An 11,936-nucleotide genomic window follows, 5' to 3' on the forward strand; every position below is an offset into this window, starting at 1 on the left:
AGATTAGCTACGCAGGCTATCGTAATAGCTGATAATGTGCGCAGTTTCGTGGTAACCCTTAGGCTCTTTGGTTGTTACCTTGCTGCTCTCGCTGGCTTGGGCTGCGCTGATGCCGGTAGCGGCAATGGCGGCGCCGGCAACACTGCCAACGGTGAGCGCTTTAAGCAAAGAACGGCGAGATAAATCGCTAGGTTGTTGCTTCATGCTGACTCCTGAATGAGTGGATATGGTTCTTAGGCGCGCGGCTTTTCGAGGGGATATAACTTGTTATCAAAAAGTGAAGATTAGAGGTGGAAAAGATAATGAAATCATCTTGTTTGCCGATAATCATCGCGCGTGGGGGCAATATAGTAGGAAAAGATTGAGTAAGACTTGATCTAGAACAGTTTGCAGCCTGACAGGCAGGCGCGCTGAGGCAAAAGCGTTAACTCGCTCATGGTTTCAGCACTTGTGTGAGTACGTAAGAATCGGATAAAAATGAAACACTTGTTAATGGTTTGTTGTTTTGATTCTAGGTAAAAAAACACCCCGCAGTGCGAGGTGTTTTTATCGGGTTAAAGCTTAAGGCTTTCGTTAGTCTTTATAACGCAGACTGCCGTTGGCTTTGATTTCGTCATACCATAAATTGTGGTGCTGGATTGCCCAGTTCTCATCACAATAGCCTGACTTCATACACTCCATTCCGCCTTCACTGAGTACGGTCGCCATCCAGATATGCACTATGGTAAAGGCAATCAGGATAACGGCACTGATCGAGTGGATCAGCAGCGCGCCCATCGAGGCTTCACGGGGCAGGTCTAAGCCGGGTAATACCAACATGATGCCAGACACACTGATAAACAGCCCGAATAGGGTCAGTGTCCAGAACCACATTTTTTCACCGGCGTTAGCAAAACCACTGTCAGGGTGTTTGCCTTTGAATGGGCCAAAGTTGATATAGCCACCGACCACTAAGAACCATTTAAGATCGTACATTTTAAAGGTTTGTAGCGGCATCCATTTCACCACGCAGACAATCCACGCCATGATGAAAATCGGGCCAGCCCAGTCGTGCACGGTTTTACTGCCGTAGATCAGCGGTGCCCAGATGTCCGGCCCTAGCAGCTCTTGCACGACATGCTTACCGAGCATAATGGTTAAGCCGGTAAACATAAGCGCGAGACAGCTAATTGCCATGATCCAGTGGATCCAAAGATCCGCCTTAGACCAACGTGCCACCATCTTGCCTGAAAAGCCGTGGCTGAGTCTTGAAGGACCATTCACCAAGTAAAACAGTAAGAAAGCACCAAACACACCCGTTACAGCCAAGGCCATAATCGGGGTGATGTATTGGTTTCTCAGTTCTTTACCTTGGTTACCGGCAACGTTAATCAACACTCCAGTTTCGACCCCTTTGGCCGTTGTATAGCCGGTTTCACCCGACTTTACCGCGCGCCACAGATCGGCTTCGCTGGTTTGCGCTTTCGCCTGTTGTTGACTCGATTGCTGATCACTTGCCTGTACTGGGCTTGCGCTCATTACTGAGCCTAGGCCCAATCCCATCACGAGTACCATCAGAGCAAACAGACTGCGCAGTGATTTGTTTAACTGTTTGTTTAACATTTTCACTCCTTGCCAGAGGTTAGGGATGGCTCCCTAACCTTCACTCTGCTTAGTTAATCTCACCGGTCTTTGGGTTGTAGCCCCAAATCACGTTAGGATTGCCTCGAGAGGCCATACGTTGACGGTAGATGTTTGATACCACTTCCGCATCACCCGCAAGCAGCGCTTTGGTTGAACAAAGCTCAGCACACATAGGTAGCTTGCCTTCAGCAATACGGTTTGCACCGTACTTTTTATGCTCGGCTTCAGAGAAGGTTTCTTCTGGGCCACCGGCACAGAAAGTACACTTGTCCATTTTACCGCGGCTACCGAAGGCGGTTTTCTTCGGAAATTGTGGTGCACCAAACGGACAGGCATAGAAGCAGTAGCCACAACCGATACAGGTATCTTTGTTGTGTAGCACAATGCCATCGTCGGTACGGTAGAAACAATCTGCCGGACATACGGCCATGCAAGGAGCGTCGGTACAGTGCATACATGCGACTGAAATCGATGCTTCACCCGGTTGACCATCGTTAATTGTCACCACGCGGCGACGTTGAATACCCCACTCAAGCGCGGAGTCGTTTTCGTTTTTACATGCTGTGACGCAGCCGTTACACTCGATGCAGCGTTTGGTGTCACACAAAAATTTCATGACTGCCATAATGGCTTATCTCCTCATCAAGTAGGTTAGGCTTTGCTAACTTGGCAAAGGCTGGACTTAGTTTCTTGCATCTGAGTCACAACGTCATAGCCGTAAGTTAAAATGGTGTTTGCCGATTCACCTTGTACATAAGGTACTGTACCTTCTGGGTAATTCTTCGCGAGGTTTTCACCTTCGAAGATACCGGCGAAGTGGTACGGCATAAAACATTCACCCGGAACAACCCGTGGTGTCACCATTGCCTTCACTGTGATCTTGGCGCCTTCAGGGCTATGAACAAAGACATTGTCACCGTCACGAATACCACGGTCAGCAGCGTCTGCCGGGTTCATTTCGATAAACATTTCTTGTTGTAGCTCGGCCAACCAAGGGTTAGAACGAGATTCTTCACCACCACCTTCGTATTCCACTAAACGACCGGAGGTCAGTGTCAGTGGGAAGCCTTGGGTAAAGTCTTTGTCCTGAATGGACTTATACAGCGTCGGTAGACGGGCAACCATACGGTCTTCGTAGGTTGGGTACTTAGCGACTAAGTCACGACGAGGAGTGTAGAGTGGCTCGCGGTGCAGCGGGATATCGTCTGGGAAGGTCCAAACGATACAACGTGCCTTCGCGTTACCATAAGGAATACAGCCGTGTTTAATGGCAACACGTTGAATGCCGCCAGAAATATCAGTCTTCCAGTTTTTGCCTTCGGCGTATTTTTTCTCTTCTTCGGTTAAATCATCCCACCAACCCAATTGCTTGAGCATGTCGGCGGTAAACTCAGGATAACCATCTTGAATTTCACTGCCTTTAGAGAATGAACCATCGGCGAGAATATTGACGCCATTGTGTTCTACACCATAACGGGCACGGAAGTTACCGCCACCGTCTTTCACTTCTTTGGATTGATCGTAAAGGATTTGGGTACCAGGGTGTTTCATCTCTGGTGTGCCCCAACATGGCCAAGGTAAGCCGTAAACCTCACCTTTGGCAGGGCCGCCGGGTGCTGTTAGCGTGTTGACATCGAAAGTGCCCCAGTTTTCTTGGTGCATTTTCAAACGTTCAGGGCTTTGACCTGTGTAACCAACGGTCCACATACCTTTGTTGAATTCGCGGGTCACATCTTCAACTAATGGCTCTTCGCCATTTACTTGGATGTGCTTACAGAATTCTTTTTCAATACCCAGCTTTTTCGCCAGTTTGTACATGATCACGTGGTCAGGCAGCGACTCAAACAATGGCTCAATCACTTTAGAGCGCCATTGAATTGAACGGTTAGTGGCTGACACTGAACCGTAGGTTTCAAACTGCGTGGCTGCGGGTAGCAGATACACTCCGTCTTTACGTTGGTGCATCACACCAGCCATGGTTGGGATTGGGTCGACGACCACCACTGTATCAAGTTTGTTCAGCGCTTCACGCACTTCGCGGCCACGGGTTTCGGTGTTGACCGATTGTCCCCAGAAGAACGCTAGACGGATATTGTCTTTTTGCGCGATCTTGGTTTTATCTTCCAGCACACCATCGTGCCAGCGAGAGCAGGGGATACCGGTTGAGGTTTGAGGTGTTTGACCTAGGTATTCGCCTTGGTCGAAACGACTCGCAACCCATTTCGGATCTAAGTCCCATACGTTTGACCAGTGCGCCCAAGCGCCTGAGGTTAAACCGTAGTAGCCGGGTAAGTTATCGAATAACAAACCAAAGTCGGTTGCACCTTGCACGTTATCGTGACCACGGAAAATGTTGGTTCCGCCGCCAGATACACCCATATTGCCCAGTGCTAACTGTAAAATACAGTATGAACGGGTGTTGGCATTACCGACGTGGTGCTGAGTACCGCCCATACACCATACGATAGTGCCTGGTTTGGTTTCGGCGAGCATTTTTGCAACGCGGTACATTTGTGCCTTAGGTACGCCTGCAACGTGTTCAACTTCTTCAGGAGTATATTTTTTCACTTCCTCGCGGATACGTTCCATGCCGTATACGCGTTGTTTAATAAACTCTTTATCTTCCCAGCCGTTTTCAAAAATGTGCCATAACAGGCCATAAATGAACGGAATATCGGTACCTGGGCGGATATGCACGTACTCGTCAGACTTAGCAGCAGTACGGGTGAAACGTGGATCAACAACGATAATCTTAGCGCCGCGCTCTTTAGCCACCAGAATGTGTTGCATGGCGACAGGATGTGCTTCACTGGGGTTTGAGCCCACAAACATGATGCTCTTAGCGTTACGGATATCGTTAATTGAGTTGGTTTGCGCACCGTAGCCCCAAGTGTTAGCAACACCGGCTACCGTGGTAGAGTGACAAATACGGGCTGAGTGGTCGACGTTGTTTGTGCCCCACAGTGCCGCGAGTTTGCGATATAAATAAGCCTGTTCGTTAGAAAACTTTGCACTACCCATAAAGTAGATAGAATCTGGACCCGATTCTTGACGAATCGCCATCATCTTATCGCCCACTTCATTGATGGCTTGATCCCAAGAGATCTTCTTCCACTTACCACCTTCTAACTTCATTGGGTATTTCAGGCGTTTTTCACCGTGGCCGTGCTCACGCAGAGCTGCACCTTTAGCACAGTGGCCGCCTTGGTTGAAGGGATGATCGAACGCGGGTTCTTGACCTGTCCACACACCGTTTTGTACTTCAGCGTAGATACCACAGCCAACAGCGCAGTGAGAGCAAATAGTACGTTTGACTTCAGTTGGTGCATTATGGGGGATATGTTCCTGCGCCTGTGCTTTACGCATCATACCTGTGCCAAGCATAGACGCGGCGGCGATACCACCAGTGGCAAGACCTGCAGATTTTAAGAATTGGCGACGATTAAGACCGAGGGCGGGCACTTTTGGCTCGACGACTTGGTCTGTTTTGCGGGTTAATCGCATCACACACACTCCTCTGGTTAGTTGTTCAACGACGCATAATAGTTACGGATATGGTCGGTTTCGCGATAGCTGTCACTCTTAGTTTCGCTTGGGGCAACTGTTGGGGTCGCAGCCAGAGCTTGGCTACTGACAGTCGCAACCGCGCCAGCCGCACTGCCGAGTGCCAATGCTTTGAGCAATTGACGACGGCCCATGTCGGAAGCTTGCTTCTTCATAGTGTCTCCTTGTGTTACTGGGTGAGGTGATGCATACCACGACCACCTCGGTTACTGTGGAAGCCTAAGCTTCCTTTTTGTGGCAAAGGTGAACCTTAAGTCCACCTTTGCCTATCAAACTAAAACGCGACAGGCACTGAATCTGCGTATCGCTAACCGTTTTAAGTTTAGTTCATTAATTCCACTTGTTTTTCTAAATCGCTGGCGGCGGGTTGTAACTCCGCACTGCCGGGGCAATTGACGGGAATGTCTAAACTCAGTTGTTCAAATTCGGTGGCTTCCATCTCGAAAAATGCCTTCGCAAGATGGGCGACCGTGGCATAAAACGCCGCGCTCGGGGCTTTGCTGACGGCATCGCAGAAGCGCTGAATCCAACTGCCGATGTGGCGTTGATAGAATGCCAATTGACGGTAGCCTGGGGCTTCGAGGATAAGCGTACCCATGACTTCGCAGAGGGCCGCGACATGATCTTCCGGCTCTTTCACGTTTTCTTCACGTTCAAAACCGAGTTGCATTAAGTCTTGGCGTAGCAGAGCTAAAGGCTTATCCATCAGTGAGCCTGTCATAAACCAGCTGCCATAGGGCAGGATTTCGCCGCAACCTACACCGAGGAACAGGGCAAAATACTCATCTTCTAATTGTTCACTGCTGAACTGCTGGGCGGCCAATTGCAGGGATAACCAAGCTTTGGTCATCTCATTGTCTTCATTGGCGTCGATTTCAAGATTGGCCAAAAATTGCAGCAGTTCAGGGCTTGGATGGCGACGCAACAGGGCGGCTAACAGTTGATAGATATCGGCTCTCAACTGATCGTTTTCTGATACTTGTCTTACTGATTCGGTCATAGCGGATCTCTTATCGCAGTTGCTTTTCAGGATCTTGAAGAATGTCTTCAAACATGTCTTTTACCCGGCAATCGCCACACATTTTCAGTCGTTCAATATTGGCTGAGAATGCGCTGTGCGCGCCGACCATATCCAGCATCCGATGCACCATAGATTGGGTCGCAAAAGGAGAGCCACAGCGAATACATTCGAATGGGGCTTCTTCTTTCAGGGTGTGTAATTGCTGACGAGCAGCTTTATCAAAGTTAATTTGTGGTGTCAGACTGATGACCTTCTCAGGGCACGCCGCCTCACATAAGCCACATTGCACACAGTTTTGCTCAATAAAGTGTAGTGCAGGTTTGTCGCCACCATCTTGCAATGCCATGGTCGGGCAAATCGCCACACAGGACATGCACAGAGTGCATTTTTCGACATTGACGCTGACTTTGCCGTAGGGAACGTTGTTGATACTTAAACTACTGTTGATTTCACCTGCCTGGCTGTTCAGATGGTCAATCGCGTCAAACAAGGTGTTACGTTTGGTGGTCGATGCAAAAGCGCCCGGCACAATCACCGGCCAATCGAGGCTGATATCGAGCAGCGGCTCCAAATTCGCCAGCATGCTTGGGTCGATAAGGCTCAGGCGCTGCGGTTGGCCGATTTCATCTAACATGCTGTTGGCTAAAGCGAGTTCACCTTTCAACATTTGCGTGAGTGTGGGAGCTGTCGCCTCGGTATTGAGGATTAACACTTGGCGTGCGCCCCAAGCTAAAGCCGCTAACCAATGGTCAATGCTGGCAACGGTGATTTCTTCTAGGGCAACGGGGAGTACATCCCCGGCTAAGTCGCCACCTATCAAGCTGGCGCCAACCGCGTTGTCGTGGAACAGGATCACGGGGGCGGTTTGGGCTTGCTCACGGTAACGGTTGATAATCTTATTCAGGTAAGAATGCAGTGCCTGTGGCGTCGGTAAGTCATAACCAATCGCACCCGTCGGGCAGGCACTCGCACAGCTACCAGCGCCGTGGCAGAGGTAAGGGTCGACCTCAATTTTCTTAGCGACACTGCTAATCGCATCCGCAGGGCAGAAGTTGAGGCAACGGTTACAGCCGTTGATGCCATTACGATCATGGGCGCACAGGTCGGCATTGATTTTAACGTAACGGGGTTTATCAAACTGGCCCACCAGTTCAGGGAGTTGCTCCAGCGCATCGGCCAGTTTGGCTTCGTCTTGACCGACATAGAAATAGCCCGGCGGCAGCATCTCTAAATTCAGGCAAGGTGTGCTGCTTAAATCGAGGATCAAATCGAAATGGGGTTTGCGAATAGCAACAACACTCAATTCAGCCGCGCCATCTTGGTGCTCAACGCTGACCTGGAATTGACCTAAAAATCCTTTAATGCCAATGAGTTTGTTGTAGTAGCTTTCGACATTCGTTGCCGCAGCCATGACTCGCTCAAGGTGAGTTTCATCTTGGCTGGTAATCGCTTCATTAGCCAAAATCACACGGCTCGCCATAGTGGACAATTTGTCCGCCGCGAGGCGTGCCAGATCTTCGGGGCCAATAATTAGTACTGTACCTTCAGTGGTATAGCTCACTGTTGGCGGGATCAGATTCTGTAAAATTTGCGTTTGGGCTAACACATTTTGCCGCGCTTGTTTTAGCGCAAGCTGGGTTTGATTGGTCATCAAATGAGTGCTCACATTGCGTTCCTGAACAGTACTCTGGCTGCTCTTTAATAGCTGTTTTTCGGCAGATTTAGGCTGTGGTTGGAGACTAAGTCATTGCCTTTTCTGCTTTTATCTAAGTATTTATTTCTTAGTACAGCAATTCACATACCAAAGTTATGGACATAAGAATTAGCTAAACTGACATTAAACAACTGGCTTTAGCTCTTGAGCTAAGTGCTCTGGTGCATTTTGGGGTAGGTCATCAGTCTCCCCATCCAAATTGTCCGCAATCTGTGTGTTTGCTAATTCGGTTTTGACATCACTGTTTTTTGATTCCATTGCATTTTCTGTATTCATCACCGCATCGCTGGGGATTGAGGCCAGATCTTCGTCTGACTCTTCATTCTCTTTGGTGATAAAACGGAATACTTTTTGGGCTAACTCGGCGGACACCTCTGGCGTCAGCTTCGGCTGATTACTGTAGTCGAGCGCATATTCCAAGAGACCATCTATCTCATTGAAATGTGGCTGTTTCCATAATGCACGTAGCGCCGCCGTTTTGGCCGCAGGGTCAACATTGGCCCCCATAAACTTAGCAAAGCTGCCGCCAATCTCTATTTCTTCAGGGTTCGGTAAATCTTCTGCGGTGAGGATGCGGTTTGGATCCTCATCGGGTTGTGGGAGTGCATCTTGGGCGTTTGGTGTTATCGCCGCCGGCTCAACTATTGCTGGGTCAACAGTGGTAGTTGGGGTTGATTCAGCAATTTTTTCGGCCGTTGTTTGGTTAGCCAGTGCCGCTTCTTCAGCCGCTACTTGCTCGCGGCGTTGGCTCCAACGGCTAAAAAAGCCGTTAGACTTTGGAGTTGAGTCAGCCATTAGTCCCTCCGCAGTGGGTCGTGGCTAGGGCCTTGATTTTTACGGTGATCGACATGCTTGCGACGATATGCCGCGATTTCTACTTCACCGTATTGGGTGATGAAGGCTTCAATCCAGCAGGCGATTGCCTCCGGCATCAGCATATTGATAACGGGGGTATTGCCCTCTAGGCAACCCGCAGCAACGTTTTGATCTGCCGAGAGTAATGCGGGCACCCAAGTGCCGTCTGCCATTTCATCGCACACTAAGTACAGCATGGCATTGTCCATATCGAGGTTAATGCGATAACTGGCGCGCTCATCTTTATGTAGTTCAAGTAGGACTAAGGTAGCGCCTTCGGGCGCTTCGTGGGTGGCGGGCAGTAGATGATCGATTTCCCATTGCACCGAGGTCCAACGACCCATTTGTTTCTCTACTTTTTTGAGTGAAACGTACATAGGCCAAACACTAGTGGTATGTTGCATTGTCTCTCCGTTTCAACTGAGTGGGGTGAACCTCGTTTGTGGTTCTATTTCCCCAACTGATTAGGATAAAAGGTCTCTGCAATATTAATGCCATTAAAGATGGGGAATTAGTTTGAGGTAGATCATCAAAATAGGGGCAAATTTAGGACATTTTGTCTATTGGGTCATTTTGTCTGGGACATTTACACCCAGTGCAATATTCATAATTGCGGCATATCACGCATTTCACCGAGAGTTTTATACCTAGGTATAAATATTGCTATGCTGATGCCATCAAATGTAAAGCGGTAACAGTATGATCTCTGATAATAGTTCTAATATTGCTCAGCAAGCACAGCACAATGACCATCCAACGCCTGCGAAGCCAGCCTTCACTTTCGTGAAAACTCAGGCTGAAGTGCCGCTAACGATTGCCGTCAAGGCCGTAGATGAATCGGGCGAAGTGATCGATAAGCATGTTGCCTGTGAGCGACCATTAACGGTTTACCTAAACTGGCGCCCAATTGTGACCTTGATGACTTTGGGGGCTAAACCCGAGTCGCTCGCGTTAGGTTATCTTAAAAATCAAGGCTTTATTTCCGATGTCAGTCAGTTGGATTCAGTGATTGTCGATTGGGATGTGAACTCCGCCGCCGTGTTAACCCGCGAGCAAACCGCCGATATCGAGCAAAAACTATCGGAAAAAACCGTGACTTCAGGCTGTGGCCAAGGAACAGTTTATGGCAGTTTTATGCAGGATTTAGATGATATCCAGCTGCCCACACCAAGCCTTAAGCAAAGTACGCTCTACAGTTTGCTTAAAAATATCAATGAATATAATGACACTTATAAGAATGCCGGTGCAGTTCATGGCTGCGGTGTCTGCGAGAACGACCAAATTCTTGCTTTCGTAGAAGATGTAGGGCGCCACAATGCCGTGGACACCTTAGCGGGCGATATGTGGTTGGCTCAGGATCGGGGCGATAACAAGATTTTCTACACCACGGGGCGACTCACCTCAGAGATGGTGATCAAGGTTGCCAAGATGGGGATCCCCGTACTGCTGTCGCGAAGTGGCGTGACGCAAATGGGGCTAGAGCTTGCGCAGCAGCTGGGTATCACCATTATTGCCCGGGCGAAAGGGCGCCACTTTTTGATCTATCACGGTAGTGAAAATATTGAATTTGATGCGAATACCACTGCAGGCAAATAAGCCGCTAATGATGGTATCGGTTGAATTTAGAAGAGATAGGACGACAAGGATATAAGATGACATCCGCCAGTGAATTGATTTACATGAGCGCGAAGCAGGTTGCTGAGTATTTAGATCTGAACGAAAAGAAAGTCTACGCCATGGCGAATGACCGCATTCTGCCAGCAACGAAAATCACCGGTAAATGGCTATTCCCTAAGGTACTAATAGACCGTTGGGTGATGGACTCCTGCCATAGTGGCATGTTGACCGACCGACTCTTGATCACTGGCAGCGATGATCCCCTGCTTTCTATGTTAGTGGCGCGCTTGATGGCACAGGTGGGGAGCCGTGAACTGATCAGTTACAGCGCAACGGGTTCGCGTCTCGGGTTAGAGCTATTAGCAAAGGGCTATGCCGACGTCTGTACTCTGCACTGGGGTAGCATGGAGGATAGGAATATCCGTCATCCAGCCTTACTTAAAGGTTATCAGAACCACCAACAATGGATCATGGTGCATGGCTATTCCCGCCAACAAGGCTTGATCATGCGTACCGATATGCACCACAGATGCCAAGAAGAGGATAAGGTACTCACCTTGCCTTGGCGTTGGGTCAGCCGCCAAGGTGGCGCTGGTAGCCAGCAACATTTAGAACAATGGCTATTAAAGCAAGGGGCACGTTTAGATCAACTCAATGTGGTGCTAACGGCCTATAGCGAGCGTGAACTCGCAGGATATATAGCACGGGGTGATGCCGACATTGGTTTCGGTTGCCAATCCGTTGCCCTAGAGAGCGGCTTAAGCTTCGTTCCTCTCGTCAAAGAGTCCTTCGACTTTGTGATGCCGCAAAGCATTTACTTCCGTAGACAACTGCAACAGCTCTTTACTATGTTAAGTAGCGGACACACGCGTCAAATGGCCTCGTTATTAGGTGGGTACGATCTTACCGATTGCGGCCAGTTACTGTGGAGTGCTAATTAACACCACAAGTGAGCGCGCGTTGCACGACCTTATACTTTTATATAGCTATATAAGTATAAGGTCGCGACTTCCTCTATTTACCGTTCCTATCCTCATTGCCGAATTTCATCTTTATTCCTTCTTTAATATTGCAACTTGCATCTGTATTGAGTGATAAATCGTTTCACTTAGGGGATTTTTGATGGCATGTGATGGTGAAAAATACCGCGATTGTAGATAACTCTGGGAATAACTCGTGGGCAGCTTGTGCCTAGATTGGGTGTAAAAAGGCATTTGAAAAATAATGCAAAAAACTTCAAAAAAGCCCTTGCACAAAAAGTTCTGCTGCCTATAATGCGCATCCACTGACACGGCAGACAGCGAAAGCGAATGCGGTGACAGTACGAATTGAATGCAAAATGTGCACTTGATTCGAAAGCGACAAGAAGTTTGCAAAAACGCCTTGACGCGACACGGGAAATGCGTAGAATACGCAGCCCTGACCCGCTGAGCGGTAACGCGAAAGCCGAGGTCAAATGCTCTTTAACAATCTAAACAAGAAATCTGTGTGGACACTCACAGGTGTTGAGTTAATCGAAATTACTCTGCCGTTTGGCGAGTA

The 11,936-nt window shown here is 48.8% G+C and carries 11 protein-coding genes; 2 read left to right on the top strand and 9 right to left on the bottom strand.

All coding sequences use genetic code 11. The features are described from left to right. Nucleotides 1-3: 3 nt before the first annotated feature. The 9 genes from SHD_RS00755 to SHD_RS00795 form a co-directional block, all read right to left on the bottom strand. A complete protein-coding gene (locus tag SHD_RS00755; RefSeq protein WP_011074131.1) occupies nt 4-204 on the bottom strand; it encodes a twin-arginine translocation signal domain-containing protein in 201 nt (66 codons plus the stop codon). A 369-nt stretch (nt 205-573) separates the two neighbouring features. Next, nucleotides 574-1,602, bottom strand: coding sequence for a formate dehydrogenase subunit gamma (locus tag SHD_RS00760; protein ID WP_023265399.1), 1,029 nt, complete (start codon nt 1,600-1,602; stop codon nt 574-576). A gap of 49 nt (nt 1,603-1,651) precedes the next feature. Further along, the gene (gene fdh3B / locus SHD_RS00765) at nt 1,652-2,248 is read right to left on the bottom strand and encodes a formate dehydrogenase FDH3 subunit beta (protein WP_007651894.1); all 597 of its coding nucleotides are present in this window, start codon (nt 2,246-2,248) and stop codon (nt 1,652-1,654) included. A gap of 26 nt (nt 2,249-2,274) precedes the next feature. Beyond that, the gene (locus tag SHD_RS00770; RefSeq protein ID WP_023265400.1) at nt 2,275-5,127 is read right to left on the bottom strand and encodes a molybdopterin-dependent oxidoreductase; all 2,853 of its coding nucleotides are present in this window, start codon (nt 5,125-5,127) and stop codon (nt 2,275-2,277) included. 17 nt (nt 5,128-5,144) lie between these two features. Then, complete coding sequence (locus SHD_RS00775; RefSeq protein WP_023265401.1) at nt 5,145-5,342, bottom strand: twin-arginine translocation signal domain-containing protein; 198 nt, start codon at nt 5,340-5,342, stop codon at nt 5,145-5,147. Between the two features lie 167 nt (nt 5,343-5,509). Next, complete coding sequence (locus SHD_RS00780; RefSeq protein WP_023265402.1) at nt 5,510-6,187, bottom strand: TorD/DmsD family molecular chaperone; 678 nt, start codon at nt 6,185-6,187, stop codon at nt 5,510-5,512. Between the two features lie 10 nt (nt 6,188-6,197). Continuing rightward, a complete protein-coding gene (locus SHD_RS00785) occupies nt 6,198-7,859 on the bottom strand; it encodes a 4Fe-4S binding protein (protein ID WP_023265403.1) in 1,662 nt (553 codons plus the stop codon). A 186-nt stretch (nt 7,860-8,045) separates the two neighbouring features. Next, nucleotides 8,046-8,717 (bottom strand): DUF3306 domain-containing protein, encoded by a 672-nt coding sequence (locus SHD_RS00790; protein WP_023265404.1) that lies wholly within the window; start codon nt 8,715-8,717, stop codon nt 8,046-8,048. After that, nucleotides 8,717-9,181, bottom strand: a complete 465-nt coding sequence (locus tag SHD_RS00795; protein WP_039976978.1) for a DUF3305 domain-containing protein — start codon at nt 9,179-9,181, stop codon at nt 8,717-8,719. Before SHD_RS00795 ends, SHD_RS00790 begins: the two co-directional genes overlap by 1 nt. Before the next feature lie 295 nt (nt 9,182-9,476). On the opposite strand from SHD_RS00795, the gene SHD_RS00800 reads away from it, so the two are divergent. Together SHD_RS00800 and SHD_RS00805 are read left to right on the top strand one after the other, a co-directional pair. Then, a complete protein-coding gene (locus SHD_RS00800) occupies nt 9,477-10,373 on the top strand; it encodes a formate dehydrogenase accessory sulfurtransferase FdhD (RefSeq protein WP_023265406.1) in 897 nt (298 codons plus the stop codon). 56 nt (nt 10,374-10,429) lie between these two features. Further along, nucleotides 10,430-11,335 (top strand): helix-turn-helix transcriptional regulator, encoded by a 906-nt coding sequence (locus tag SHD_RS00805; protein ID WP_011718636.1) that lies wholly within the window; start codon nt 10,430-10,432, stop codon nt 11,333-11,335. Nucleotides 11,336-11,936: the final 601 nt, after the last annotated feature.

It is taken from the genome of Shewanella decolorationis S12 (genome assembly GCF_000485795.1).
GTDB classification, from domain to species: domain Bacteria; phylum Pseudomonadota; class Gammaproteobacteria; order Enterobacterales; family Shewanellaceae; genus Shewanella; species Shewanella decolorationis.